Annotated in this window: 30 protein-coding genes; 12 read left to right on the plus strand and 18 right to left on the minus strand. The window is 65.8% G+C overall.

All coding sequences use genetic code 11. The features are described 5' to 3' along the window. Positions 1-23: 23 nt before the first annotated feature. Positions 24-920 (minus strand): DUF4429 domain-containing protein, encoded by an 897-nt coding sequence (locus ABH923_RS01565; protein ID WP_370053395.1) that lies wholly within the window; start codon positions 918-920, stop codon positions 24-26. Positions 921-1,082: 162 nt separating this feature from the next. On the opposite strand from ABH923_RS01565, the gene ABH923_RS01570 reads away from it, so the two are divergent. Further along, a complete protein-coding gene (locus ABH923_RS01570) occupies positions 1,083-1,601 on the plus strand; it encodes a hypothetical protein (protein ID WP_370053397.1) in 519 nt (172 codons plus the stop codon). Between the two features lie 169 nt (positions 1,602-1,770). On the opposite strand, the gene ABH923_RS01575 is transcribed toward ABH923_RS01570, so the two are convergent. From ABH923_RS01575 to ABH923_RS01595, 5 genes are all read right to left on the minus strand, one after another. Then, positions 1,771-2,250, minus strand: coding sequence for a hypothetical protein (locus ABH923_RS01575; RefSeq protein ID WP_370053399.1), 480 nt, complete (start codon positions 2,248-2,250; stop codon positions 1,771-1,773). A 140-nt stretch (positions 2,251-2,390) separates the two neighbouring features. After that, positions 2,391-3,413: a hypothetical protein gene (locus tag ABH923_RS01580; RefSeq protein ID WP_370053401.1), complete on the minus strand. Its 1,023-nt coding sequence runs from the start codon at positions 3,411-3,413 to the stop codon at positions 2,391-2,393. After that, positions 3,404-4,048 carry a hypothetical protein gene (locus ABH923_RS01585; protein ID WP_370053402.1) on the minus strand — a complete coding sequence of 215 codons (645 nt, stop codon included), beginning with the start codon at positions 4,046-4,048 and terminating at the stop codon, positions 3,404-3,406. Before ABH923_RS01585 ends, ABH923_RS01580 begins: the two co-directional genes overlap by 10 nt. 443 nt (positions 4,049-4,491) lie before the next feature. Then, positions 4,492-5,382, minus strand: a complete 891-nt coding sequence (locus ABH923_RS01590) for a hypothetical protein (protein ID WP_370053404.1) — start codon at positions 5,380-5,382, stop codon at positions 4,492-4,494. Positions 5,383-5,386: 4 nt separating this feature from the next. Further along, the gene (locus ABH923_RS01595) at positions 5,387-5,671 is read right to left on the minus strand and encodes a hypothetical protein (RefSeq protein WP_370053406.1); all 285 of its coding nucleotides are present in this window, start codon (positions 5,669-5,671) and stop codon (positions 5,387-5,389) included. A 155-nt stretch (positions 5,672-5,826) separates the two neighbouring features. Here ABH923_RS01595 and ABH923_RS01600 point away from each other — a divergent pair, with 155 nt between their 5' ends. From ABH923_RS01600 to ABH923_RS01610, 3 genes are all read left to right on the plus strand, one after another. Beyond that, positions 5,827-6,483: a hypothetical protein gene (locus ABH923_RS01600; RefSeq protein WP_370053408.1), complete on the plus strand. Its 657-nt coding sequence runs from the start codon at positions 5,827-5,829 to the stop codon at positions 6,481-6,483. A gap of 454 nt (positions 6,484-6,937) precedes the next feature. Next, positions 6,938-7,276: a hypothetical protein gene (locus ABH923_RS01605; protein WP_370053410.1), complete on the plus strand. Its 339-nt coding sequence runs from the start codon at positions 6,938-6,940 to the stop codon at positions 7,274-7,276. A 285-nt stretch (positions 7,277-7,561) separates the two neighbouring features. Beyond that, a complete protein-coding gene (locus ABH923_RS01610; RefSeq protein WP_370053412.1) occupies positions 7,562-8,155 on the plus strand; it encodes a hypothetical protein in 594 nt (197 codons plus the stop codon). A 427-nt stretch (positions 8,156-8,582) separates the two neighbouring features. On the opposite strand, the gene ABH923_RS01615 is transcribed toward ABH923_RS01610, so the two are convergent. Next, a complete protein-coding gene (locus ABH923_RS01615) occupies positions 8,583-8,792 on the minus strand; it encodes a hypothetical protein (protein ID WP_370053414.1) in 210 nt (69 codons plus the stop codon). Between the two features lie 296 nt (positions 8,793-9,088). On the opposite strand from ABH923_RS01615, the gene ABH923_RS01620 reads away from it, so the two are divergent. Continuing rightward, a complete protein-coding gene (locus tag ABH923_RS01620; RefSeq protein ID WP_370053416.1) occupies positions 9,089-9,646 on the plus strand; it encodes a hypothetical protein in 558 nt (185 codons plus the stop codon). Between the two features lie 396 nt (positions 9,647-10,042). On the opposite strand, the gene ABH923_RS01625 is transcribed toward ABH923_RS01620, so the two are convergent. Beyond that, positions 10,043-10,378, minus strand: coding sequence for a DUF4190 domain-containing protein (locus ABH923_RS01625; RefSeq protein WP_370053418.1), 336 nt, complete (start codon positions 10,376-10,378; stop codon positions 10,043-10,045). A 167-nt stretch (positions 10,379-10,545) separates the two neighbouring features. Here ABH923_RS01625 and ABH923_RS01630 point away from each other — a divergent pair, with 167 nt between their 5' ends. After that, positions 10,546-10,989, plus strand: a complete 444-nt coding sequence (locus ABH923_RS01630) for a hypothetical protein (RefSeq protein WP_370053420.1) — start codon at positions 10,546-10,548, stop codon at positions 10,987-10,989. Between the two features lie 121 nt (positions 10,990-11,110). On the opposite strand, the gene ABH923_RS01635 is transcribed toward ABH923_RS01630, so the two are convergent. The 4 genes from ABH923_RS01635 to ABH923_RS01650 form a co-directional block, all read right to left on the minus strand. Then, the gene (locus ABH923_RS01635) at positions 11,111-11,419 is read right to left on the minus strand and encodes a hypothetical protein (protein WP_370053421.1); all 309 of its coding nucleotides are present in this window, start codon (positions 11,417-11,419) and stop codon (positions 11,111-11,113) included. Between the two features lie 383 nt (positions 11,420-11,802). Next, positions 11,803-12,405 carry a hypothetical protein gene (locus ABH923_RS01640; protein WP_370053422.1) on the minus strand — a complete coding sequence of 201 codons (603 nt, stop codon included), beginning with the start codon at positions 12,403-12,405 and terminating at the stop codon, positions 11,803-11,805. Continuing rightward, positions 12,402-12,998 (minus strand): response regulator, encoded by a 597-nt coding sequence (locus tag ABH923_RS01645; protein ID WP_370053423.1) that lies wholly within the window; start codon positions 12,996-12,998, stop codon positions 12,402-12,404. Before ABH923_RS01645 ends, ABH923_RS01640 begins: the two co-directional genes overlap by 4 nt. Before the next feature lie 8 nt (positions 12,999-13,006). Further along, the gene (locus ABH923_RS01650) at positions 13,007-14,155 is read right to left on the minus strand and encodes a sensor histidine kinase (protein WP_370053425.1); all 1,149 of its coding nucleotides are present in this window, start codon (positions 14,153-14,155) and stop codon (positions 13,007-13,009) included. 261 nt (positions 14,156-14,416) lie between these two features. Here ABH923_RS01650 and ABH923_RS01655 point away from each other — a divergent pair, with 261 nt between their 5' ends. The 3 genes from ABH923_RS01655 to ABH923_RS01665 all read left to right on the plus strand — a co-directional run bounded on the left by ABH923_RS01655 (position 14,417) and on the right by ABH923_RS01665 (position 15,959). Continuing rightward, the gene (locus tag ABH923_RS01655; RefSeq protein WP_370053427.1) at positions 14,417-14,746 is read left to right on the plus strand and encodes a hypothetical protein; all 330 of its coding nucleotides are present in this window, start codon (positions 14,417-14,419) and stop codon (positions 14,744-14,746) included. Then, complete coding sequence (locus tag ABH923_RS01660) at positions 14,743-15,168, plus strand: hypothetical protein (RefSeq protein WP_370053429.1); 426 nt, start codon at positions 14,743-14,745, stop codon at positions 15,166-15,168. The genes ABH923_RS01655 and ABH923_RS01660 overlap by 4 nt, the downstream gene beginning before the upstream one ends. Positions 15,169-15,389: 221 nt before the next feature. Continuing rightward, on the plus strand, positions 15,390-15,959 hold the full coding sequence (locus ABH923_RS01665; RefSeq protein ID WP_370053431.1) for an SLATT domain-containing protein: 570 nt from the start codon (positions 15,390-15,392) through the stop codon (positions 15,957-15,959). Positions 15,960-15,968: 9 nt separating this feature from the next. On the opposite strand, the gene ABH923_RS01670 is transcribed toward ABH923_RS01665, so the two are convergent. After that, the gene (locus tag ABH923_RS01670) at positions 15,969-16,427 is read right to left on the minus strand and encodes a hypothetical protein (RefSeq protein WP_370053432.1); all 459 of its coding nucleotides are present in this window, start codon (positions 16,425-16,427) and stop codon (positions 15,969-15,971) included. Continuing rightward, a complete protein-coding gene (locus ABH923_RS01675) occupies positions 16,417-17,565 on the minus strand; it encodes a nucleotidyltransferase (protein ID WP_370053434.1) in 1,149 nt (382 codons plus the stop codon). Before ABH923_RS01675 ends, ABH923_RS01670 begins: the two co-directional genes overlap by 11 nt. A 760-nt stretch (positions 17,566-18,325) precedes the next feature. Between ABH923_RS01675 and ABH923_RS01680 the strand changes: the two genes are divergently transcribed. Beyond that, entirely contained in the window at positions 18,326-18,829 is a 504-nt protein-coding gene (locus ABH923_RS01680; protein ID WP_370053436.1) for a hypothetical protein, read from the plus strand. 238 nt (positions 18,830-19,067) lie between these two features. Then, positions 19,068-19,616 carry a hypothetical protein gene (locus ABH923_RS01685; protein WP_370053437.1) on the plus strand — a complete coding sequence of 183 codons (549 nt, stop codon included), beginning with the start codon at positions 19,068-19,070 and terminating at the stop codon, positions 19,614-19,616. 35 nt (positions 19,617-19,651) lie between these two features. Here ABH923_RS01685 and ABH923_RS01690 read toward each other — a convergent pair whose 3' ends face one another. The 4 genes from ABH923_RS01690 to ABH923_RS01705 all read right to left on the minus strand — a co-directional run bounded on the left by ABH923_RS01690 (position 19,652) and on the right by ABH923_RS01705 (position 25,432). Then, positions 19,652-20,620 (minus strand): hypothetical protein, encoded by a 969-nt coding sequence (locus ABH923_RS01690; protein ID WP_370053439.1) that lies wholly within the window; start codon positions 20,618-20,620, stop codon positions 19,652-19,654. Further along, positions 20,620-21,267, minus strand: a complete 648-nt coding sequence (locus tag ABH923_RS01695; RefSeq protein ID WP_370053441.1) for a helix-hairpin-helix domain-containing protein — start codon at positions 21,265-21,267, stop codon at positions 20,620-20,622. The genes ABH923_RS01690 and ABH923_RS01695 overlap by 1 nt, the downstream gene beginning before the upstream one ends. Positions 21,268-21,385: 118 nt before the next feature. After that, positions 21,386-23,974 carry a leucine--tRNA ligase gene (gene leuS, locus ABH923_RS01700; protein WP_370053443.1) on the minus strand — a complete coding sequence of 863 codons (2,589 nt, stop codon included), beginning with the start codon at positions 23,972-23,974 and terminating at the stop codon, positions 21,386-21,388. A gap of 84 nt (positions 23,975-24,058) precedes the next feature. Beyond that, complete coding sequence (locus tag ABH923_RS01705) at positions 24,059-25,432, minus strand: anthranilate synthase component I family protein (protein ID WP_370053445.1); 1,374 nt, start codon at positions 25,430-25,432, stop codon at positions 24,059-24,061. A 54-nt stretch (positions 25,433-25,486) separates the two neighbouring features. Here ABH923_RS01705 and ABH923_RS01710 point away from each other — a divergent pair, with 54 nt between their 5' ends. Next, the gene (locus ABH923_RS01710; protein WP_370053447.1) at positions 25,487-26,272 is read left to right on the plus strand and encodes an aminotransferase class IV; all 786 of its coding nucleotides are present in this window, start codon (positions 25,487-25,489) and stop codon (positions 26,270-26,272) included. The last annotated feature ends 12 nt before the right edge of the window (positions 26,273-26,284 follow it).

Consider the following 26,284-nt stretch of genomic DNA (forward strand, 5'->3'; position numbering starts at 1 on the left):
ATGGAGACCTCGCGCGCGCTCGCTTAGTGCCCAGCGAGCACGGCTGCTTTCGCGTCGGCGAACTCTTGGTCGCTCAGCACTCCCTGCTGATGGAGCTGGGCGAGGGAGCTGAGCTGCTCGGCGATCCCCCGAGACGGCGCGGCAGCCGCGGGTGCAGGCGCTTCGAGCGCCCCTACAACGGCTGCGGCCGCGGTCTTCGCCGCCGTATTGAACAGCGCCGCGAAGCGAGTGGCGTCGCTGTACTGGTCAGGCTTGGCCGGAACGGCCCATGCCGCGAGCGGACCGTCGATCAGGAGGAACACCTGCCGGCTGTCGACCTTCTTCTGCATAAGCCCCCCGCCGACAGCTCCAAGCGCACCGAACAGCACGCCGCCCATAGCGACTCGGGAGAGGGTCGGGCGTCGATCGAGCTCGCCCGCCGTGTCGACCACGGCGTTCGAGCCGGCGATCGGCTGCGTGACGCCCTGGTACGTGACGCTCTCACCATCGAACGACAGCCCCGGGAAGAGCGCCGCGATCCGCTGGTCGTCCATCGCCGCCTGGAGCGCGCGGAACTCAGCGAGTGCGCCCTTGATCGTCGCGCCCTCGACGCCCTCCTTGTTCGTGAGGCCGCGACCGGCTGTCTTGTCGCCTGCGTGCGGCGTCCGCTCCACGATCAGGGCGAAGGCATCGGCGGCCGCGCGCGCAGTCTTCCCGGTCATGAAGCGGAAGATCGACTTGCCGTTCTTGGTGACGATCTCGATGTGCCCGTTCGTCGCGAGGTTGGCGGCCCTGAATGAGCGGTCGGTGATCTCCTCGAAGTGGATTCGTCGCTCCGACGCGCCCAGCGCGCCCTGTGAAACTCGACCTGTCGCCTGGATCGTGACGCCCTCGTCGTCCACGATGAGCGCGTAACCGTAGACACCTTTGAACTCGGGCATCCAAACTCCTCTGTGAGTGCCGGTCGTGACAATCCAGACGGTAACAGGTATCTCGGCCTGGACGCTCTCGCTCCCGAATTGGGGTACCCACGATGAAAGGCCTGTGCCGGGCCACGCCAATAAGCTGCTCGGACCGCACTCATAATCAGGGGGAATCCGGCCGTGAGTTCACACCCAGGGTGGTTCACCCATCCGTCCAACACGAACCTGCAGATCTATTGGAACGGACAGCAATGGTCGGGCTCGCGACTCAAGTCGCAGGCGAAGCCTCATGACCCAATCTACCCCGAGGGTGCTCAGCTTCCCGCTGCCCCTCCTGGATGGAACGCGATGCCGAAGCCGGCGAAGAGGCCGATGGGCTGCTTCGGCTTCATCCTCATCACTGCCGGCGTCGTGGTGGCCATTGTGATCGCGCTCAACGTGTACGGGTCGTTTCGCAACGCGAACCCGACCGACGAGGACAAGCAGGCAGAGTCGCAGGTGGCGTGCGAGAACGTCGTGAAGAACAACCTCAAGTCGCCGAGCACGGCGAGCTTCTCAAACGAGGGTGCGACGGGGACGAATGGTCAGTACACGGTCACAGGTGACGTCGACTCGCAGAACAGCTTCGGGGCGATGGTGCGCAACCACTTCACCTGCGAGTCCGACGGCGAGACAGTACACCTGACGTCGCTCGGCTGATCGGACCGGCTAAGGACCTGGAGGATCGGATGTGGGAACGAAGGATCGCAGCCGTGATTGTCGTGTTCTTCTTCGTCTGACGCCTACGGGCAGACCAACGATAGAAGAAGCCCCGACGAGCACGAGGCTGGCCGGGGCGTTTCGGGGGTGAAGGACTGCTCGGGGAGGATCAGCTCTTCTGGAGCTTGATCGTCGTGGTCGTGCCGAGGGCACTGGCCGAGTAGCTGATGGTGTCGTCCTGGAAGGTGAACTGCTTCGTGTCGTCCTGCGACGCGAGCATGGCCGACTCCGTCGCGGCCTGATCGCGCGTAGACGTCCACGTGTACGGCGTCGCGGCATCGGTCGGCGCCGCGAAGCTGCCGACCCAGTAGATCGACTTCGTGTCGCCGTTATCGCCGACCCAGTTGATGGTGATGACGTCGCCGGAGATCTCCGCCTCCTGGTAGGAGTTGGCCGCCGCGGAGTTCGTCTGCTTCCAGATGCCGCTGAGGTCGGCCGGCTTGGCGGCCTCCTTCGTCGGCTTGGCGGCCGCGCTGCTCTTGGACTCCGATGAGGAGGCCGGCGCTGTGGTTGGGGAGGTGCTGCACCCGGTGAGGGCGATTGCCGCGGAGATGGTGACTGCAAGTGCGAAAGGTGTGAGTTTCTTCATGATCGCCTCTCATGGTGGCAGCCAGGTGAATGCTCGTCTGCACCCCAGTCCTGGGGCGGTGTGGTGCGAGCGTGAAAACGAAGGCTCCGCCGCCCAAGAAAGTGCAGACGTTCCGGTAGGCGAATGATCCGTGGCTGTCACTAAGCGGCCGCCTGGTGGCGCATTCCCATGCACTCGCCGTGGGTGGTAACCAATCTCCGGTAGCCCGAGACGCGGCGCCTGGTGTACCCCTCGGAAAGTGAAGGCAGGAACGGACAAGCGCCGTCTTCCGCCGCCAGATCGCCAAGAGCTCTGCGTTCGTAGACCCATTCGCCCGATTCACGAACTAGGGCTGCCATCTGCTTGCCGAAGAGTCCCTCCTGCAGCCGGCTGCGGTGGCATCCCTCCCTCTTCTCTGCCTTCCGCCATGTCTCGTAGCGGTCATAAACGAGCGAGAACGGGACGAACGGCCATCCGAATAGCGCAGAGACCATCGTCCAGAACTCACGGACGTCGTCGTGGACCGGGTAGCCATCCACAGACAGCGAGGTCGCCGTGGCCGTCCCGATAACCTCGCCGCTCCCCTGCGCCGCGCCGTGAACCCCCTCCAGCTCGACCGAAGACGCGGGCGGGGCTGGGTTGATGTCTTTGGCTCTCCCCTGCGACACGACGTCGCCTTCTCCTATTTCATCTAAGGCGATGGATTCGCCGGTCACCCGGTACCGAAACCCGACAGCAGGATAGGGACCGTCATTGAGCACCTCGAGCGAGCGGTAAGTCCGCAAGTCCAGACCCGCTGCGACGATGATGATCCGGACGCTTCTTTTCTCCCCTGCTGGCAGAGGATGTCCGAAACGTTGCTCGAAGGCCGCCAACAGATCCAGACGCACGTGACGGCGAGCAGCGACAGCGTTGAGCTGGTCGAGAGTTGCAGCCCTGGCCCAGTGCACGTAGTCGAGAACCTGGGCGATGACCCTGTCACTCGGGACCTTCCGCTTCACCTCGATGACATAGAGGCCTCCTGCCGCGTCGATGCCAAGCAGGTCGATCCGGCGCATGAGTCCGGCCTTGACTTGCCATCCGAAGATGAGCAGCCCCAATAGCTCGGGGTGCTCGACCAGATGACGCTCGAGATCCCGCTCCCACCTGACAAGCGGCATACCGGCCCAGCTCTTCACATCCACTCCCAGGACTCGATAATTTGTTGCACGTCTTTGATCGCTCCGCCACGGCGAAGCCACTCCGCCGGCGTCTGCTGGCCTTCGAGCACCAGGCCTTCCTGAGGGGTGGACATGAACGCAGTGAGACCAGACCAGTCCCAGCGTTGCGAAGCCGCCTGCAGAAGAGGTTGAAGGCCTGGCAGGAGTTTCTCGGGATCTGGGAGGCTTAGTTGCCACACGGGGAATCGCAGTCGTCCCCCGATTTCCGCGGCGCATAGTCGGCCCTCGGCGACGGCCCGTCTGACCTCTGCCTCGTCCCAGCGCAGGTAGGCGGCCATGTCTTCCAGCGAAATGGTCTGGTAGAAGTGCGAGAGAAATGCCTCGATGGCGCTTACTTTGAGCGAGCCACGATTCACTTCACGCCGCGCATGATCAAGTTCCTCGATAGTGAATTCCCCCATCTCCACGAGTACCCGCTGTTGCTCCGGGCTCATTCCGTTCTTCTCGATGGGTTTCATGGCCGCGATGGTCTCCGCCAGGCAGTCGAGGATCCAGGTCGTATCGCCACCTAGCCGTCTAATGGCCGCGTGGAGGCGCGCCAACGCAGCAGATTCGGCTGCCAAATCATCCACCCTCGGGCCTGATTCTTCTTCGTCCATGTGAGCAACGCTAGAGATGCCATACGGCAGATCCGCGCAAGCTAGAGAGACCGACCGGCTCATATCGAATTGACATTGTGCATATTGCTCGTAAATGAGAAGACGCTCCGACGTGCGCGAACAAGATTTGGCAACAGGCGACACGCCGGCGCGTCACAGTGGGGGTCAGGGCCTTCGCCCAGGCGCGGGCTACCCGGGCAAGAGGTCGACCGGATGATCTGGCGCTGGTGGCGCGCGGAGTTCGAGCGGATGACCACTCCCCCCGTGGAACCGTCCGAAACGCCGACACGTCACGGACAGGTCGCTTCACGCCGTCGGCGATACCCGTCGATTCGGTGTGATCGAGTGGCCCATTCTTCCACGTCGACGCGATGATCCAAGAGCTCTGGCCGACCACCGTCGCGCCCGTGAGGACGTCGAGGCCGGGCTGCTCGATCCCGGAGCTAGGTGGACGCTTGGTGATTACCGCCAGGCGACGTGCCGTTAGCTGGCGCGGCTGAGCTCTCCCGAATTCGCTTCTGTTCCTCTCGGAACTTCTTGTCACCACGTCTTGCCGCCAGCGGCAAGAACACGACGAGAAGTGCACCGACTCCGAAAATCGAGAGGAAGAACCATCCCGACTCAACGAAGCCATTCGGTTCGGGATTCGAATCCTTGAGGTCGGCCCTGAATTGGTCGATCTGTGCCTGATAAAGGATCTTCCCGAAGTCGACGCTTCCCGGCTGCGATCCATCCACCGGCGGCGGAGTCGGCCAGGATGTCGGCGTGACGGCCGCTGTCGGTGTCTGGCTGAAGGAGGTGCTCGTGATGAACGGGAGGGGCATGCAGACCAGACCCACGCCCAGGGCGACAACCGCCGATCGAATCGCCCACGCTCTTCGTCCTGCGACCTTGTCCACTCGGTCCCCCACGTCATTCACACGGGCCCAAACGTTCTTCGAGACCGTCGCCTGACCACCCGGGGGCGAGGTGAAATACTTCGTGGCCGGCGTGAGGAACGCGAGGTAGAAGGTGGAGAGGACCACCGCGAGACCCAAGAACAGCGGAGTGAGGAGCCCTCTCAACGGAAACGACGAGCTCGTGGTGGAGAAGACGAACCCGAGCGCACCGGTGTACAGCGTGGCGATCGCTGCGGAGGCGGCTTGAACGGTCGTAGCACCTGTTCTGGAGCGATCGAGCCCGCCGAATGCGATGTCGTAGGCCCGTTCTTCCCACGCGGCCATGCTCGCCCAGTCAGCTTTCGACTCCTCGCTGTCGTCAGGCGCTGGTGCCACGCCGGCGCCGGACTGGACCGGCTGTGGATTCGCCGGCGGCTTCTTCCGACTCCAGGTCATAGGTTCACACTTCGCCTGGACCCTCGAGGTGCACGATATCTATCGTCGGCGACGGCTCGATCGGCTCAACGGCCACTTCACATACGGGTGGATTCGTTCCAGGCACAACCTGCCAGAGACCATCCGCACCACGCGTCACCTGTAGATCGATGACGTCGAAGCCGTCGATTCGATGGCCCGCGCTCGATGATGTTGCACCCTTCGGTGCGATGACGTGGACGACGCCGTCTGGGATCTCCACCCAGTCGGTGGCGGCGAGCTGTTGGCCGTCGAGATGACACTGGACCATGCTGCTCCTCTCCCCCGTCGGCGCGACCCCACCGCTGGCGGATTACGAGCGCAAGCTACCGCACCGCCGCCGCGGACGGCAACGGGCGTATGCGTGCAGCAGACTCCTCGTGGGCAGACCAGGGCGCATCGGACACGCCTGAGTATTCTGTGGCCATGACCGACGCCGACGTCTTCCCTACGGGCACCATCCAGGTTTTCATCGTGGAAGACGGGTTAATCCCCCTCCGCGAGCTCGAGTACGACGTCCGTTCGGCGGCTCGCCTTGTAGGCCTCGGAGTCTGGCTGGGGGCAACCCGTGATTTCGACGAGTCGGGATCGAACGACGCTTTCCTCGCTACCGAGGCGATCGACTTCATGCGCGTCGCAGCTGTCAACTACGGCAGCCCGCTCACGCTCGACCTGCAGTTGTGGGAGGAAGCCGTCGCGTTCGCGATCGCGGCGACGCCGACCATCACCGCACTAATGAAGGGCATCGGGAGAGTCCGTCGTGATTTCGCCCAGGCCAGCGAGGCGAACGCCCGCAGAGATCTGGCGAATGAACAAGCCGAGTCGTTGCGATCCAACCGAAGATCACGCGAACATCAGGATCAGCTTCGGGCGCTCCGTCAGGTAGCTGGAGAAGTCCGCGCAAATGTCCCACCGGAAACGTTCCAGCGAATCGACTACCTCTTGCGCGAGGCCACCTTGTATCCGGAGAAGATGCAGGACTCGATCGATGCCCTCTTCGCACTCGCGAACAAGACGGTCCGCATCCAGGCAGTCCCTGTTGGTCCCGACGATGATCTCTCGACTGAGACGGACGTGGCCTGAGCGTCGGCTCATCTCTCCTACGCCTCAGCCTGACGAGTCGTGCCCGGCGCCGGCCTCTTCGGTGTACCGCTGCCATGACCGGATCAGCTCGATGGGCGTCTGCTTCCCCGACAACACGACGCGCGCGATATCGTTCGCGTAGATGTTCCGCATTTCCTCTGCCGCGCGCTTCAGCGGCCCGTCTTGCTCCCCGATGGTGAGTTGAGTGTATGCGTGACCACCGTCAGTTCGCAGTCCCACAACGAGTCAGTCTGCCGTACCACCCTCGCCGCAGATCACCCTCTCTGCGGCCGTGTCCGCCAGCCTGAGGCACTGACCCCGATTTCGAGGCATCCGTACCCCTCTTTCAGCGGTTCGTTCAATAGAGAAGAAGTCTCGCTAGCCATACGTGCCAGAAATGCCAGATAGGCCTATCGGGCACGTCTTGCATTGGTGGAGACTCCAGAAATGCCACGTGACCAGAACAGCCAGACGGACCGGATCCGATAAGGATGCCGATTTCTTGATCGCGACTGCGCGGGAGGAGTACGCCTCAAGGTATGACTTCGACGCGCAGAGTAGAGCCGACCATGGCGAGTACAACGGCATCGCTGAAGATCTCCTTGTCCCCGATCTGCGCCAGTGGGCCAGCGTCGCTCGCGATCTGCTCGCGGACATCGAGCTTCAGCTCGACGAGATCCGAGCCGGCTCGGCCGACGAGTACACGTCTCGGACGACCTGGCTTCATCGGGCGGCGGCAGGCATTGACGGAGAGCGGCGGCCACACGGGCCACACGGGCGCGCGCAACATTGACGCCCGGCGCCGCCTACTCCGAGCTCCCTGTTTCCTTCACCGAATCACCGGCGGCGCCTGCCTCTAACGCCATTTGCTCAGTGGCCGCGTGCAGCTCCTCAAAACGCTGGCAGCGTCTCGCGCGCCCAGTCACCGGTCGGGTTTGTCATGCAACGCATTTGAATTACTCATCGCAGGGTCCGCCCGAAGCGGCGCGAGCGAAGGCGGCCTATGCCTCGCCCCGCGGCCACCTGTACTTCGGTGACATCAGCGGTGCAGTATCCTGTTTTGCGCCAGTATGAGCATGTGAAGGATGAACGGCCCAATCGCGGAATCGGCGAGGACCTCGCGCTGATCCGTGCGCACGATGGTCACATCATGTCCATGGCCAACAGATTGGATGAGCGCCTCATTCACCCAGGCGAGTGGTTCACTGATGGCGATATGTCCGACCGCTCGCGTCCGGCGTGGATTGCTATGAAGCCGGGCGAAAAGCTTAGGGCGCTCGCGAGGGTAATGCCGAAGGATTGGCGAGACGGCGAGATGCTCCGAGATCGCACCAAGAGGTGCATGGATTATCGAAACGTCCTTGGTCATGGAACACCCGAATTTCGGTTTGCCGGCGACGGATCGACGACCTGGGAGCGGAAGTCGATGCGCGGGGCGGAACCAATCGATATCTCCAGCTTTCACCTTTGGGAAACGCGGTTCGCCGTGGTCGAGGCCAGTTGGAAACTCCTGATCTATCCAGGGTCTCTCTGGATGGCAGACAGCGGGTTGAAGCCTGACCAAATTGGCTTGCCAGAGCTTGTCAGATCCGATGCACCACCGCCGGCCGACCCCGAGAGCACGAAGGAATGGCTACGAGTGGTCCGCTGGGTATTCCCGCCAGCGAAGTAGCGTAATCCTTTCAAGATGGCGATCATCGCGGTGCAAGCATTACCCCAAGCTCACCACCTCGACCTGCCCGCAAACGCGCGGATTGCGCCCGGGCTCCTGCTTCCCGCCAGTTGGATCGTCTCCGATCCGGAAACGGACAGTGTTTGTGGCGGAGAGACACCTTATGGTGGCGGTCGACAGCAAACGGACAGCCCTGCTGGCGGAAAGGCAATCTGTTTTGGCGGTCGACAGCAGCTGTCGGTGCCCCCAGCAGATTGTCCCTATCAGCAACCCTCAAGTGCTCTCGCCAGCAAATTGTCCGCGATCTCCGCCAAATCGATCGTCCGTTGCGCCGCAACGTGCAAGGCGGACCCGCTAGAGGATCGTCAACCGCGATTGAGATGCTCGTGTCGTCACAAGCCTCTGCTACGCCGGTCCGAGGACCTCCCTACTTCCCAGAGGCCAGCAGATAAATGCCCGTAGCGATCGCGATGACCATCAGCCCGCTGACGACCGCAACAGTTGCCGGTCCGCCCCGATTGATCGTTCCGGTCGTTGCTCGCTGTCGACGGCCTGGGCCGCCGGTGATGAACCATCCGCCTGCGCCGGCGAGAACGATGAAGACAAGAACAAGTAGAGCGATCCCCAATCCGTTCACCTGTTCATCCTTGTATCAATCGCCTTCGAAGACAGCGCGTATCGCCCATGTGTCTAGCCCACTACACGCGCAAAGGGACAAACTCCGCGACAGAAAGACAATCTATCGCGACCGTCGACAGCTGTCGGCCGGGCGAACAGATTGTCCTGCTTCGCCGCCTTCGGACCGTGTCCGCCTGAGAGATTGTCCTCGCTGACCGCCAAACAGATTGTCCGCGACCCGGATGGCATGACGACTCCACCACCCGAGGCGGCGACGTCGCGTCGTTTGTCTGCAGGCCCGCTAGAGTGACGCAGATGAGTCAAGCCGACAGCGCGAGCCCCCTCTTCCTCGCAGCGCCGCACCGCAGCGTGGTGGCAAGTATCGCCGGTGGGGTCTTTATCGGCATCGTTGGTCTTCTCGCCGTCGTGGGCATCTTCGTCCCGTACACGCCAGCAGAGAGCACCGTCCGGCTGCCGCTGATCATCGGTGCGATCCTGCTGCTCACCTTCGCTGTGTTCTGCGTCGCGCGCGCTCCCAGACTCGGGGTGACGCTCTACGCCGACCGCGCGGTCGTCACCGGCCAGCTCTGGTCACGCACGGTGCCCCGCGATTCGATTGAGGACATCGCACCGTTGCCCGCGCTCATCTGGCGCGACGCCCAAGGTCGGAAGCACCACACCCAGATCAACGCGCTAGCCATCTGGCGCGACGCTGATGATGCGCCTGCAGAAGTGCGCGACGAAATAGCCGAGAAGACCAAAGCCCTCATCGAGTGGGCTCGCGCTGGCGACAACGCTTTCGCCCGGGTGCCAGCTCAGACTGCGGGCGTCGCCGACGACACCGAGGACCCATTCACGACTCTGGGCTTGTAAGCACTAAGCGCATCAGGGCGCACCAGTGCGACTGCGCGGCGCTACGGCTGAACCGCGTAACCCGCGCTCTCCAGAGCACGCTGAACCTGGGCGATCCGGAACCAACTGGCGATGGTCGCCGATCCGTTTCCTTCGCCCGTCTCCCACTTCACCCGAACATACCCAGGGCCACGGCGCACAGAGGCGATGGAAGTTCGCGGGATCCACGCGGAGGACCCCATTCCGCTCACCAGCAGCCCGTTCTCGTAGATCTCGAGCTTCCGCGGGAACGGCCAGCCGACGTTCACTGGGGCGATCCCCGTCCGAAAGCCGATACTCTGCGGGGCCAACTTCGCCACGAGGCGTCCCCGAGATTCGGCAGCCGTCGAGTCAGCGTTCATGAGTTCCGTCCTCGCTCTACCTGAAGTGCGACGCGATGAACACGACGGCCCAGAACACGAACCCGGCCGCGCCGATGATCATGCCCGCGATCGCTAGGCCCTTGCCGCGTGCACGACCCTGTGCTGCCGCCCGGAACCCGCGACCGGAGAGCGCAGCTCCGAGGACCCCGATGAACCCGAACACGAACAGGCTCACGCAGGAGATCACGAACCCCCAGATCGCCAACTGACTGAACGGCAATCGCTGAACCGGCTGGGCCGCTGGGACCTCGCCGTTCGACGGTTCGGCTGCAACGAACTCGGACTCATCCATCGTTTCTCCCCCAATGCGACGCGGCGCGTCGGCTGGCATGACTTTAGCGGGAGATGACGCGCAAGCGTGAGGAAAGCCGTCGTGTCGCGGCCGAGGAAAGCACCCAACGTCGAGCTCGGCTCCGCGGAATGGCGCTGGGCCAGCTATTCCCCGCACGGCCCCTTCGATGCTTAGATGACAGCCAGAAGAGGATCGAGAATGAACCCATGCTGAGAATGACCCACACGGCCGCTATCGCCGCGACCGCCACGTTCGCGGTCATGCTCGCCCTGACGGGATGCACCGCCCCCGACCTGGGTGGCGACCCTTCGGCCGCGCAGGCCCTCAAAGCGCGTTCAGTGCCGCCGCCAGCGTCGGCCTCCTGGCCCAAGATCACCGCTGCTGGCTCGTCTAGCACGACCATTGCGTTGCATGTTCCCGCCGGCGCGACACACTTCATGGAAAGCTTCGACTGCCGCAACGGCAGCACCGACGGGGAGAATCCGTTCGGCGTCGTACTCCGCGAGGACCCGCAGGGACTGCAGCGGAAGCCCTGCGTAAACGGCCCCTTCACTTACCTGATCTTCGTCAAGCCGGGCACGGTCGAGCACTTGGACGTGACCATACCGGCAGGCGCGCATTTCACCCTGACTGGAAAGTACCTGGGCTGACGCGGGCCCCCAATCGGTCCGCCCACAGGCCGAAGAGTTGAAGACTGACAGCCAGCCGCCGGCCTCTGGTGGCCACCCCGTAATACCGGAAGCCGCGTAGCGCGTTGTTGCGCTCCTTCCGTCAGCCGCCGATGCCAAGCATGGTGCCGGGCGGCGCGGTGGCGCAGACCGAATTGTCAGCCTTGGCGAAAGCGTCAGCGCGGATTCCTGATCCCGAGCCCACACTCGTCACGGTGAAGATAAGGGCCTCAAGCGACGTCGGCGCGGGCTCATCCACGACGGTCCCGCCCGTCGCTCGGGAGTCGCCCGCCTGCGGTGTCTCGTTCCCGCCGGTGACCTGCATGCCCTGACTTGGATGCGACCGGAGCCACGCCAGCGCGGCGTCGGCGGACACGTTCGGCAGCGTCCAGTACCCCACGGCATCGGCCATCGGCTGGCACCACATGCCCGTGCTCGAGCCACTCGCGACGCCGACAGGTCGGGTGCTGGATCTCACCGCGACGGCCGGCACGACCGCTCCGGCCAACCAGAGATCGGCTTTGTGCTGAGCAGCTGCGTCAACGGTTCCGCCGGGGTTTGTCACTGGAAATGTGGGGTTCGCCTGCTCCGCCATAGGCGCGCTCGACGCCACCCCCGTCGGCGTATCGTGCACGCCTGCCGCCGAGCCAGCGCAGGCTGTCAGCATCGACCCGATGGCTAGTAACAGGACCGCCCCGGCGAAACAGACAGTTCGTGCACGTCGTCGTCTCATCGAGCCGAACTCTACCCGGCAGCGATCCTCCCCATTCACCATCGGAACTGTGGCGATCGCGCTCATTCGTCCCCGAACTTTGTGGCCCACCGGTCATAGAGCGCCGGCTTATGAAGCATCGCGAGGGCCATCGGTAGCGTCGTACGAGGATTCCGTTTCTGTAGCCGCGTCAGAAGTTCACTGGCAACCGCATAGCGACCGAGCCGTCGGGCGCACAGCAATCCGACGAACCCGATCAAGATGCCGAGAACGAAAGCCAGCATGGCCACATTGAAGCCAGCCTGGTTGCCGTTCGCGTGGAAGACGACTGCAAGGATGCCGCACACAACCGCGAGCTCGAATACAGCGAAACTCGACCATCCGAGTACCTGCCACCGCCGCCAACGCACGGCTGTCGGTTTGCCGAATCGGGACGCCCGATCTTCGAATGTACCCCGTGGCGCCGGGACGAGCGTTGCGACAGAACTGCGTCGGCGACGGGCACCCGAAAGAACAAGGATGATGCCGCCTATGGCGAGCAGACCTGCACAGATTACGACGGCGTCCCAGGCACCCCACGGGTCCTCCGAACTGGGGTCGGAGGACGCTCCGGCAGAGAACCTCCAGAGTCCGAAGCCCGCGATCAACGCCATCGCCAGTACCGCGTACGGTCGCCAGCTCTTCATGATCCCCCGTCGAGCAGGCGCAGCCGGACGACTTTCCGCACGGCGTCGATTCGCGAGGTGGCTTGGAGTTTCGCGTAGATGTTGGTTGTGTGCCTTTTGACGGTGCCTTCGGTGATGTTGAGGCGTTTGCTGATCTCGCGGTTGGTGTAAGCCTGCGCGATCATCCTGATGACTTCCAATTCCCGTTCCGTGAGAACGCGATCCGGTGGGCTCTTCTGTAGCCCCTCGTCCGGCGGGGAGGCCGCGTGAGGTCGTGCGGCCGCGATGAGGCGGTGGAGCGCGTCCTCGCTGATGCTCTTGTCCGCGAAGGCCGAAGCGCCCGCGCGGGTGAGCTGGCGCTGAAGGACGGCGTCGGTGTGCATGGTGAGGATGATGACAGCCGTCGTCGGCGACCGTCGTCGGACTGTGGTGATGGTCTGCTCGGGCGGCGGCCCGGGCATCTCGACATCCAGCAGCAGGACGTCGGGTGCGGTGTCCACTGCGAGTCTGATCGCGGCGTCCCCGTCGCTTGCTTCACCGACGACGTCGAAGTAGCGTTCGATGAGGGCGCGCACTCCCTTGCGGAAGAGGGCGTGGTCATCGGCGAGCACCACTGTCCGGGTCATGTGCTGGACTCCCGGCGTGCGATCGTCAAAGCCACAGTGGTCCCGGCTCCCGGGCGGGAGTGGATCGACAAGTCCGCGCCGATGAGTTCTGCGCGTTCCTGGGCGGCGATCAGGCCGAGAGCGCCCGGCCGGATCGTGTCGCGCTCGAAGCCGACTCCGTCGTCCGCGACGCTGATCCGCAACCGGTCGGGGTGCCAGGTGGAGACCACGCTGATGCGGCCGGCGCGGGAGTGGCGGCGTGCGTTGTGGATGGCTTCGCGGACGATGATGAACGCTTCCTCCTGGACACCGGCCGGCAGGGAGCGCGGGGTGCCCTTGCTCGTGGCGTCAACGTGCGGCGGGTCCGAGACGAGATCGGCGACGTAGTCGAGGATCGCCTGATCGAGGAGTTTGTCGCCGACGGAGTGCCGGAGGTCGAGCGCCAGAGAGCGTGTCTCCTCCAAAGCCGACTCCAGCAGGTCGAGCGCTTCGGCGATGCGTCCCGCTGTGGAGCTCGTCGGTTGCCGGCTGAGGCGGACGCGCTGGATCCCGGCGGCGATCCCGTGTGCGACTCGATCGTGGAGTTCGCGTGAGATCCCGAGTCGTTCCTCAGTGTGGGCGACCGCCAGACGTTCCAGCAGCGCATCGACATAGGCGAGTGATGCCGGCACGACTTCATCCATGATCGCCGCGTTGAGTGCGCGGGCCACCGCCGACCCATCCTGATGGTCGATCGTGAGTTCGGTCAGAGCGATGTCGAACAGGAGGGTCGCCGCAGTGAGGCTGTCGCTGGGATGGATGTTCTGCTCAGCTCGTGTCCTCCCGACGCCGGTGGGCGGTGCGGGCGGGGGCGCATCCTCGACGGAGATACAGAGGAATTCGAACGTGCGCCGCAGAATCCGGTGGACCTGCGCGGCCACCTGTTCGCTGACCACCGGATCAGCGGTGAGCGCACTCCCTCGCGCGCTCAGCCGGCGAACCAGTTCGTCGGTGATGCGGGCATCGAGACGGGCGGCCTCCTCCGCAGAGAGCTGGGCGGGGTTTCCGGGGACCACAGGACAATCATGGACGCTCGCGAGCCCGGCTCGCGCCAACCGGGATGTGACTTTCGCTACATTCCCTCGCGCCCGAGAGCGCCGATAGCGTGAAGAAGAGCGTCGTGCCACGGGGGATCGCGACGCTGGGTGGCAGGTGGTGGGGGACCTGCCACCCGAGCATCACGCCGGTCGAACCCACTGGGATCACGAAAACGGAAAGCTGGTTCACACATGAGTCGGACGCGGGGTCGCGGGTGGCTACTCGCCGCCGCTCTCGGTGTTGCGCTGACACTGGCGGCAGCGGTGACCGGTTGCAGCACTGCCTCGGATGCGAAGGCGCCGATCCCGAGCACCTCTGCACGACCGACAGCGTCCTCGGACCGTCCGGACGTGTCGATCCGCCGCGTCTTTCAACTCAGCGATGGCTCGACCGGACAAGGCTGCCTCACTCTCTCTGTGAAGCGCGACCCATCAGCCGCCGACCCCGCAACGGAGGAGGCGGTCGCGACAGCGCGTGCGATCGTCACAGAGCCTCGCTGGCAAACAGAGCGCGTCTCGCTGAGCGAAGTTTCGGCCGCAGACCTCAAGACAATGAAGGACCGAGGGGAGACCGAAACGGTCATCCTCGCAGGCCTCCTCCAGGACCACATCCAAGCTGCCATCGAACAAGCGGGCGCGAGCAGGGGAATCGTCACCTCCGGGTTCGTCGGTTGCCGATGACAGAACAGAAACCCCGGGGGCTGATAGGCGGGCGACTGATCGCGTCGGCGCTGATGACGATGCTGGTCGGTGCGGCGCTGGCCGGCTGCACCGCGTCGCAACCCGGACACCCTGTCAGCCCGACGATCTCGACTGCCGCCTGGCCGACCGCGCAGATTTATCACACCGGTCGCACCTCACTGATGCTGACCGTCCCGGCAGGAGCCCGCTCACTCCAGCTCGATTTCAGTTGCACGTCCGGTCTCTACTCGATCGGGCCCGAGGTCGATCTGCCTCGTGACGGCATGTGCGGTGGCGCGCAGACCTTCGACTTCGACATCCACCGCATCGCGACGGACACCCGCCTCACCATCGACCTGGTCGTCCCCGACACCACCCGGCTCGCTGCGACGATGAACTCTTCGACAGAACCCGCCACTTAGATTGTCCCGACCTCTCAGAAAGACAATCTGCGTGGCGGAAAGACAATCTATGTTGGCGGTCGACAACAGCAGCCAATCTCTCTTCAAGGGGTGGGTATCTAGCCACCGACAATTGCAGTTATCCGGACTATTCGGCGCGAGCCCCTTTTGAACGGCCAGACCGCGTGCTCCGCCGTCGGCTGTCGGAGCCCTGTGCCATGCTCGTCATTAGGAGGTCGCAATTGGTTCACGATCCGCAGCTTGGAGCTATCCGCGAGGCATACGGGCGGTTGGTGTACACGCACAAGGTGCACGAGAAGGAGCGTGAGCGCCTCAGCGGATTCAGCATCATCGCAAGGTGGGTGAACATCGTACTGAGCGCGTTAACCTTCGGCGGCATCATCTTGATTCTCGGCACGGACGACCTTGCGTGGAAGATCGCAAGCGCCGCACTCGCGGTGCTGACTGCCGGTTTCGCGATCTTCCAGCTCAGCTTCGATCCTGCCAAATCAGCAGAAGCGCACCGCACCGCCGCCAAACGTTTCCTGGAGCTGCGAAATCTCTACGAGCTGCTAATCGCCGACATGGTAAGCAAGGACACGTCCTCGCAAGAGCTCCGCCACCGGCGCGATCGGTTATCCGCCACCGCCAGCGAAGTATACCGGTCGGCGCCCGACACAAGTTCAACCGCCTATAAGAGGGCGAAGAAGGCACTCGGCGTCGGCGAGGAGATGACCTTCGCCGAGAAGGAGATCGACCAATTCCTTCCCGAAGCGCTGCGACAGAAGCCTCCGCGGAACTCCGCCGAGTAGCTGCCTTAGTCAGCGGCGGGGCCGCGCCGCCCGCGGTGAATACGGGTGAAGGATGCCCTGCTGGCCTTCGAGGTCGTTCTCGTCCAGCCCGTCTCCGCGCCAGATGCGATCGACGAGCCAGAGCTCGTAGAAGAACAGCCACTCAATGGCCCACGGGATGGTTGTGTTGATGAAGAGCTGGTCGGCTCGCCAATCCTTCGCGCGGTTCAAACATAGCGACCCGTTCTTGTAGACATGCGGCAGGCGGCCCTGGGTGTCAGGCCGCAGCGCCGGCGAGGTGACGAATATCTCAGCCTGCATGCAGGGACGCGCTTCGAGCCGGACCCCGTAGGTGTCGCTCGCGGCCGCGGGTTGCAGCACGTGTTCCCAGATCAGCCGACCGTTACGAAGGACCGGCTTCGTAGATGGAAAAGCGCTTCGCAACGCTAGCGCCTGCGCGGCGAGGGTCAGCCGCGAGCTAGCCGCCATAGAAACCATGGGGCTTCACCTGCCGTGCGGTGACCTGTGACGAGCTGGTTCCGGCCACCAGGGTGCCGTTCGTCCGCGCGACATAGACCTCGGCCCCCGCCGCGCGAGCGGCACTCTGCTCCGCCCGCTCGCCGAAGGTCTGCCTCAGTCGTGGGAGCACGTTGTGGAGACCCTTCTGGATTCCGATGGCGTCGAAATCGACGATCGCCGCATCGAGCCACTGTTCGAAGTTCCTCCGCAGGCGATGATCCACGTTCCAGTAGTCAGCGAAGTTCTCCTCCGGCTGCACGGGGTTCGCCAGCTGCCAGCCTGCCGTGTCGAAGGTAATGTAGTCGGGCATCGCCTTGGTGATATTCCGAAGCGAATCGTAGAGGTCCGCCCTTCCCGTTGCAGCGTAGGCGCGAGCAGCGAGGGTCGTGATGATGATCGAGGAGGGGCGGTCATCGAGCCTGTCCTTGAAGTAGATGTCCCGGTGGCGCTTGAGCGCCTGCACCACCCGCTGAAGGTCCGATTTCAGGGCGAAATCCGGCACATCCTCGATGTCGGTGTTCTTCGCGAGCACCTCCTGACGACGCTCGTTCAGCTCGGCCGCGACCTGCGAGTGGAACCACTCGGCATACCCGCGGGGGTGCGAGCGCTGCCACGCGCGCACTGCCCGGTCGGTGATCAGGATGCCGCCCAAACCGTCCGGCTCGTCGAGCGCGGGCAGCACATCCATGTGCATTCCGGCGAAGTTGAGCGTCCAGCAGCGGTCGCTCTCGTGGACCTCTGGCCGTGGCGCGTAGCCACCCGCAAAAGACCGCACAGGGTGGCCGGCGTCCATCTTGAGCTCCTGCTGCGAGATGCTGTCCTTGGAGAGGTCGCGGGTGGCGACCAGGTCGATGTCGACGTCATCGTTGTGATGGATGCGACGGGTGACAGTTCCGAGGCGGAAAGAGCCCTGTGGGAACACGGTGTTGGTCGAGCGAGTCTGCTCCCAGTGCTCCTCGAACGCCGCACCGAGTGACTGGTAGCGACTCTCGACAGCCTGGTGCTCCGCGGCCGTGATGTCGAGCGAAGCGATGCCGCTCTCCAGAAGCTGGCCCACGGAGCCCACCGGAGCGGTGGTTCCAGTTGTCTCCACCTGCATGAGGCTCATCTCGAGCTCCCTTCTCCAAGGTCGAGTGGTTCTCCTCGACGAGACCGCCTCGCCGCTGGTGGAGCGGACTTGTACCCCACGTGTCCACCATAAGGGGGACCTCTGACATTCCTGGCGCAGTCGTTCCGTGTTCGCTGTCAGCACATCTGTCGACGCGCGGATACGCCCCACGGAAGGAATCGTGAGCGGAGCAGATTCTCCCCGCCTGCCATCGCATCCTTGGTTGGGCGGGCGCGGAGCGCTCCTACTTACCGGTTGTCGTCCACGGGCAGGGACATCACGTCCATTCCCGGAACCCGCAGAAATCCGCTGAGCTCTCAGCGGCGGCGCAGCCCTTGCTGTTTGACCTGGTCGTCGTGCACGCCCATGTCCGCAGCTTTTCTATTGCGAACTTCAACAGCTCGTCTCGCTCGTGAATCACCTCCATCCATCTAGAGATCGTCGGAATCTGAGGCGACGATGCGATAAGGCCGACCGGCATTCCAGGATCTATGCCGATTGCGCAGCCTGTTCGACCGCCGCCGGATGCCTAAGATCGAGTGGCGACATTGACCTAGGGCCAATCTGTTACCTGGTCTTTGCGGCGCGATAGCCTTCGACCGTGCAACCACTGCCGATACCGAGGTTCTCTCTTTCACAGTTAGAGACACCACAACGATTCTTGGCCAGCGCGTATGCGACAGTGGAGTCGATGTTCACGACGTTGCGAACAGTTCGAGTCGCCCGCGGGGCTGGATCCGGGCGACCTACTGACAACGAAATGGACTTGCTTCGCGCTGCGTACGTATTCGCCGGCGCTGGCCTCGACTCCACACTGAAGCAACTGATCCGCGAGACGTTGCCGCATTTGGTCGATCGAAAAGAAGGCGCGCGGGGTGCTTTCCTGAAGTTCACGCAGCGTTGGATTCTCGATGAAGCGCACCAGGCCGAAGCTCTAATTGCGACCGACTCGCGGCAGCACCTCATCGAGCGATACATCTATCAGTTGACGGGCTCCTCGCTCCAGTCGCGTGATGAGGTGAAGAAGGTTGGCGGCGCACTCGGACTTTCGTCACGCCCACTCATCGCCGCTATTGATCAGCTACAGCCACTTTTCGACGCTCGGAACGACATCGTTCATGAGCTCGACCTTCGGGACCCGAAGCGCCACGGGGATCGCCGTCGAACTATGCGCGCAATCACGCGCACCGAAGACGAGGTGTACCCCGCATTCGTCGTGGGCCAAGCGTTTCTAGATGAGGTCGGGCAGGCCTTGTCCGACTGAGTGCGCTACGCAAAGTGGGGCAACGAGGGCGGCTGACGATGGGTCAACCATCCGACTGTTGCGATTCGCGCCTGAGACACCACGGGTCGTCTACGAGACGCTGTCCCGTCTCCCCATACGCTGGTCACATGCTGCACACTCCCCTGCACCAACTGCTTGGCGTCCCACCTGGGCAGGCTGGTAGCGGCGACTCGCGCTGGACCGGTCGTGAGTGTTGGCTTCCGTGGCGCGAAGTGGGGTGGGCGGCGATTCCACACCATCTGTATTCTGGCGAGGTGTCCAGGATCAAGAGCGCGCACTCATCGCCCTCCGCGCCAAACTGCGAGAACAAGTGGCTTGGTTGAAACGCAATCGGGAGGTGCGTGCCCCCGAATACCTGCGGCTCGCCAAACTAATCGCGGAGGGTGACTACACAGCCGACCAGTTGCCATACCTAGAGGCCCTCATGGCGGAGTCCTACGGTCCTGCATTCGCTCTAAGAGGAGCCCTCGCAATTCGGCATCGGGGCGTCAACGCCAATGGGTTGGACCGCTCAATAGCTGCAGGTTACTGGCTGACCGGAGCTGCAGAGTATGACGACGGCGCCTCAAGAGTGCTCCTCGACGAGTTCGAAATGGAAAATTTGGGCAAGCTTATCGACTTCGATCTTTCCTTCGTTGTCGACGCGTTCTTGCGTTCCGAGACCACATCGAAAGATGAAGATCCAGACGCGCGGTACTTCATGATCGGCCTCGCTTCGAACCTTGGCCACGAAAAGTATGCATGGGAACTGCACCGCCGAAAATGACGCTCGGCGTAGCCGCCGACGCACCTATTCGCGTCTCAGAGTCCCAGCGAGCGCCCGACCAATTCGTGGCAGCTCCTGGCGGGGACCGCCAGGTGTCTTCGGATGACCGGGGCCCAAACTATTCGCTCGGGTTTGCTCACCTTAGAACAGACACCCGTATTGCTGGCCATGTCTCCGGAGACGGCGGTCAGGTGGCTGAGAGCGCTCACCTTCATGGCGTCGTCCAGCTCGGCGCCGACGTTCGTCTCGTCCCCGATCGCGAGCCCGGGAAGGAGGGTGCCCCCGTCGCCAGGGGTCGTTGCGGCTGCGTCGGCGAAGGCCGCCCGGACCGGCGACGGCCAGGCGAGCCACCAGGGCGGAGGCTCGCGTACCTCCGGCGCCGCGGTGCCGCGGAGGGTGAACGTGGTGGCCTCCCCTGGCTCGTTCGGGCGGACGCTCATGCTGCCGGCGATGACCGTCCCGAGGGTGTACGCGCGGACGGAGTGGGCGGTGCCGGGCACGAGGACGGACACCGGCACACCCGCGTGGATGGGAGGGAGGGCACGGCCCGGCGGGGCTGTGGACGCGGCGACGGTGGTGCCGCGCAGGCGCCAGCGCTCTGCACCGTCCAGCCCGGGGGCCGACCGCTTCGGGGCGCTCTCGACACGCAGAGCGACCTCGACCGTCGCGTGGTGGGTGGAGGCGGCCTGGAGCGCCGCGTCCGTGCGGCCTGGCGCGAGCGCAGCGATGGAGGCGGCGCCGAGCGCGACCGCCGCCAGGGAGATCGCGACGGACGGCCAGGGGCGGCGGGATGCCCGTAAGCGTTGGCCCCAGGCGGCGTGATGGCGCACAGGACGACCTCGCCGCTCACCCCGGCGACCGGCCACGATCGCCGCAGCCAGCGCCACCACCCCACCCATCGCCGCGGCCACCGCCACTCCCACCATCGCCTCCGCGAGGCCCACACCCACCCCACAACACGCCCACAGCGCAGCCGCCGGGATCGCCAGCCGAAGGTCGGGCATCAGACCGTCACCCTGTCCTTGAGGCCGTCGAAGAGCTTCTGGCCGATGCCGGTGACCTTGAGGAGGTCGGTCACTGCGCCGAAGCGGCCGTTCGACGTGCGCCAGTCGACGATGCGCTGGGCCATCGCGGGACCGATCCGTGGGAGGGACTCGAGCTGGGTGGCGGAGGCCGAGTTGAGGTCGACCAGTGCACCATCGGTCACAGGCCCGCCGGCCGTCTCAGACCCGACGTCCGCGAGCACCGCCTCCCCGACCAGCGGAGCCCGCAACTGCTCGCCGTCGCGGAGGCGGCGTGCGAGGTTCAGCCCGGCGGGGTCGGCCCCGTCCGCGAAGCCGCCGGCCGCCTCCACCGCATCGACCACGCGCGCGCCCGGGGCGAGCCGGATCAGCCCCGGCCTGTTCACCGCACCGGAGACGTGCACGAAGAGCTCGGCCTCGGAGCCGTCCGCGGCGATTCCCGGCGTCGGCACGGCGGTGGATGACCCCAGCGGCGTCCCCGCCGCCACCGGCAGCTCCCGCCCGCCGCTCAGTCCCGAGATGATCGCCGCCACCACGAACGCGGCGACCAGCAGCACCGTCGCCGCCCCGATGCCGACCTTCAGCCGGCGCGACGGCGCCCGTTCCGTGTCCTCGTCCCGATGTCGCATCCCCTCACGCTACGAACGCCGCACGCGCACGAACGGGAGACGAACGAATCAGTGGATAACCGACAGCGGCGGCCCTCCTGTGGAGGACCGCCGCTACGCAACGAACAGAATGGAGTCGTCAGCCCCGCGTCGCGATGTTCACCAGTCGCGGCGCCCGGACGATCACGTTCACGATCTCGCGCTCGCCGATCGAGCGGACCACCGCCTCCGACCCGCGGGCCAGCGCCTCCAGGTCGTCGGTCGCGATCTTCGGCGAGACCTCCGCGCGGTCGCGGACCTTGCCGTCGACCTGGAAGACGGCGGTCACCGACTCCTCGATCAGCAGCGTCGGGTCGGGCTTGCGCCACTGCACCAGCGCGACGGAGGGCTCATAGCCCAGGATCGCCCACATGTCCTCCGCGGTGTACGGCGCGAACAGGTTCAGCGCCATCGCGGTGACCTCGGCGGCCTCGCGGACCGCGGCGTCGGCCGGCCCGGCGGCGCCGTCGATCGCCTTGCGGGTCGCGTTGACCAGCTCCATCAGGCGCGCGACGACGACGTTGAACTTGAACGCCTCGATCAGCCCGGGGGCGTCGGCCAGGAACCGGTGCGTCACGCGGCGCAGCGCCGAGTCGCCGGACTTCCAGACCACGTCGGGCGCGCTCGTGACGTCGTGCGCCACGCGCCAGGCCCGCGCCAGAAACTTCGCGCTCCCGGACGGCGAGACGTCCGCCCAGTCGATGTCGTCCTCCGGAGGGCCGGCGAACGACATGGTCAGGCGCACCGCGTCGACGCCGTGCTCGTCCAGCTGCTCGGACAGCTTCACCAGGTTGCCGCGCGACTTGCTCATCGCGGAGCCGTCCATCTGGACCATGCCCTGGTTCAGCAGGGCCGTGAAGGGCTCGGTGAAGCTGATGGAGCCCTGGTCGAACAGCACCTTCGTGATGAACCGCGCGTACAGCAGGTGCAGGATGGCGTGCGTCACGCCTCCGACATACTGGTCGACCGGCGCCCACTTCTCCGCCTCGCGGGGGTCGAACGCCTGGGTGGCGTCGTTCGGGTTCAGGAAGCGCAGGAAGTACCACGAGCTGTCCACGAAGGTGTCCATCGTGTCGGTGTCGCGCTTGGCCGGGCCGCCGCAGTTCGGGCAGGCCACGTTGACCCAGTCGGTCGCGCCGCCCAGCGGGCTGGTGCCCTTGGGCTGCAGGTCCAGGCCCTCAGCGGGCGGCAGCAGCACCGGCAGGTCCGACTCGGGCACGCGGACCTCACCGCACTCCTCGCAGTGGATGATCGGGATGGGGGTGCCCCAGTACCGCTGACGCGAGATCAGCCAGTCCCGCAGGCGGAAGTTCTTCGCCGGCGCGCCCAGGCCGGAGCCCTGCAGCGCCTCGGTGATCCGGCGGATCGCGTTCGACTTGCTCAGCCCGTCGAACGGGCCGGAGTTGATCAGGCGCCCCTCACCGGTCAGCGCGACGCCGGTCTCCGCCGGGCTCTCCAGCGGGGCGTCCTCCGGCAGGATCGGCTCGCCGGTCTCGGGGTCGGTGTGGATGATCGGGATGGCGCCGGTGACCGGCTGCGTGGTGTCCACCACGATGCGCACGGGCAGGTCGAAGGCGCGCGCGAAGTCCAGGTCGCGCTGGTCGTGCGCGGGCACGGCCATGATCGCGCCGTGGCCGTAGTCGCTCAGCACGTAGTCGGCCGCCCAGATCGGGATGCGCTCCCCGGTCAGCGGGTTGACCGCATGCCGCTCCAGGAAGACGCCGGTCTTCTCGCGGTCGGTGCTCAGGCGGTCCATCTCGGTGGTGCCGCGCACGGCCTCCAGGTACTCGTCGAAGCGCGCCTTGACCTCCGGGCGCACGTCGGCGACCAGCTCTGCGGCCAGGTCGGAGTCGGGGGCGACGACCATGAAGGTCACGCCGTACAGCGTGTCGGGACGGGTCGTGTAGACCGTCACCGGCTCCTCGCGGCCCTCGATCGCGAACTGCACATCGGCTCCGGTGGAGCGGCCGATCCAGTTGCGCTGCATCGACAGCACCTTGGACGGCCAGGCGCCCTCCAGCTGGTTCAGGTCGTCCAGCAGGCGGTCCGCGTAGTCGGTGATGCGGAAGTACCACTGCGTCAGCTTCTTCTTCGTGACCAGGTTGTCGCAGCGCTCGCAGCGGCCGTTGACGACCTGCTCGTTCGCCAGCACGGTCTGGTCGAAGGGGCACCAGTTGACCTGGGAGGCCTTGCGGTAGGCCAGGCCCTTCTCGTGCAGCTTCAGGAACAGCCACTGGTTCCAGCGGTAGTAGCCGGGGTCGCTGGTCTGCAGGACGCGGTCCCAGTCGAAGCTGGGCGCGTAGCGGCGCATCGACGCCTTCTGCTGGGCGATGTTGTCGTTGGTCCAGCCGGCGGGGTCGAGCCCGCGCTTGATCGCGGCGTTCTCGGCGGGCAGGCCGAAGGAGTCCCAGCCGATCGGGTGCAGCACGTTGAACCCCTGCTGCCGCCAGTACCGGGCGATGACGTCGCCCAGCGCGTACGCCTCCGCGTGGCCCATGTGCAGGTCGCCGGAGGGATACGGGAACATGTCGAGCACGTACTTGCGCGGACGCTTGTCGTCGGGATCGGCCGTGGAGAACGGCTTCAGCTCGTCCCAGACCGGGAGCCAGGTGTTCTGGATCTCGGTGAAGTCGTAGTGCGCACCGGCCTCGCGGACCGGTGCGGGTGCTGCATCGTGCTCGTGTGCCACTGGACTCTCTCTCGAATGTCGCCGCGGCCGGAAGGGGCGTCGCGACGAGAAGGCGTCGGGCGCGCGGCCCGAGCTTCCAGGTTACTAAACGTTGGAGGGGTCCGGTCCGTTCCCGGGAGGGCGCAGGCCGGCGGCGCGGAAGAGGGCGGCCGCCTTGATGGCGACCTCCTCGAGCTCATCGGCCAGGACCGAGAGGGCGGTGATCCCGCCGCCCGCGCCGATCGTCACCACGCCGTCGCGGAACCGGAGGCTGCGGATCACCATGGCGACGTCGGCGGAGCCGTCGGCGGCGAGCGAGCCGAAGCAGCCCGAGTAGACCCCGCGCGGGCCGCGCTCCAGCCCGGCGAGGATCCTCATGGCGGACAGTTTGGGCGCGCCGGTCATCGAGCCGGCCGGGAAGGCGGCGGCCAGCGCGTCGACCGCGGTCAGGCCGGGGCGCAGCCTCCCCTCGACCGTGCTGACGAGCTGGTGCACCTGCGCGTAGCTCTCGACCTCCAGCAAGTGCCGGACGCCGACGCTGCCGACCTCGCAGACCCGCCCGAGGTCGTTGCGCATGAGGTCCACGATCATGACGTTCTCGGCCTGCTCCTTCTCGCTGGCCTCGAGTTCGGCGCGCAGCCGGAGGTCCTCCGCGACGGTCCTGCCGCGCGGGCGGGTGCCCTTGATCGGCTTGGTGCGGACGTGGCCGTCGGGGGTGACGAGAAGGAACTGCTCGGGCGAGGAGCTGACAAGGGACTCGCCGGCGATCCGGAGGAACCCCGCGTGGTGGGCCGGGCTGTCGTTCCGCAGCCGGAGGTGCACGGCGAGCGGGTCGGCGGTGGTGGCGGCGGTCGCGGTGTTGGTGAGGCAGAGCTGGTAGGCGTCGCCGGCGCGGATGGCGTCCTGGCAGGCGGCGATCATCGCGAGGTAGACGGGGTCGGAGTGGCGCCAGGTCGGGGTGGCGCGGTCCGCTGCCACCGGATACGCCGCCGCATAACGCGCCGCCGCTCCGTCAGCACCGTCCAGCACCTCGACCGCCTCGCGCAGCCAGGCGCCCTCGGCCGTCGCATCCACCACGGTCGCCGACCCGTCCGCGTGGTCGAACTGCACGAGCCGGTCGACGTACAGGAACGCCGCGTCCAGCCCCGGCCCGGCGGCGTACGGCACCCCGAGCGCGGCGGCGCCGGCCTCGTAGCCGAGCCAACCGATCCAGCCGAGCGGGTACCCGTGAGTGCGGGTCGGTTCCTGGCGCAGCGCCTCCAGGATGCCGCCCTCGAACCTCCGGCCGTCGACCGTCACCGTCCCGTCGGCCACGGACGCCGTCGCGAGGCGCGTCCCCGTGCCGATGACGCTGCGGCCGGTCTCCGCGTCGGGGCCGCTGTCGAGCCAGACCGCGTCGCCGGTCGCGAACAGGGCCGCGAAGGCGTCGGCCGGGTCGACGGGGGCGCGCAGGCGGTGTGTTCGGGGGGTGGGGAGCACCGGACCAGTCTGCACCAGGCGGCGTGGACAGCGCGGCTCCGTTAGCCTGAGCGGATGGACACCTCGGCCACCCTCTTCGACTGGGCCGGCGGCGCGCTCACCGTGCGCGACGACTGCGAGGTCGTGGAGACCGAGCTGCTCGCGGCCGACTCCTACCTGGTGGCGGAGGGGCGCGTCCTCGCGCTCGGCCTCCACCGGGAGCGTTTCGCCGAGACGGCGCGCGAGCAGGGCTTCCGCGACGCCGGCTCGCTGGCCGCGTTCTGGGACGCGGGCGTCGCGCAGCTCCCCGTCGACGAGCGCTGGTTCCCGCGCTTCGAGCTGGTGCGGGCGCGGGACGCCCTGCGGCTCCGTTTCCGGCTCCGCACGGCACCTCCGCTCGGCTCCGACCTGGTGGTGGCTACCGCCGCGAGCGACCCGCGCCTCACGCCACACCTGAAGGGCCCGGACATCGACCGGCTGAACGCGCTCCGGCAGCAGGCCCAGCAGGTCGGCGCTCAGGAGGCCGTCATCCTGGACGACGGGCGGGTGACCGACGGCACGACCACGGCGCTGCTCTGGTGGCGCGGAGACACGCTCTGCGCGCCGCCGTTTTCACTGGCCCGCGTGGACAGCGTGGCCGCGCGGACCGTCCGCGGGATCGCCGCCGCCCTCGGCGTGCCGGTCGAGGAGGAAGCGGTGCGGCCGTCCGAGCTCGACGGCGTGGCGCTGTGGGCGGTCAACGCACTGCACGGGATCCGCGACGTGACGGTCTGGGTTGACGGGCCGGCGCTCGGCCACGACCCGGCTCGCACGGCCGCGTGGCGGTCGCGCTTCGGGGCGCTGGCGCGGCCGATCCGCTGACGGGCGATCCGC

Origin of the sequence: Leifsonia sp. EB41 (genome assembly GCF_041262565.1) — a bacterium.
Lineage (GTDB): Bacteria > Actinomycetota > Actinomycetes > Actinomycetales > Microbacteriaceae > Leifsonia.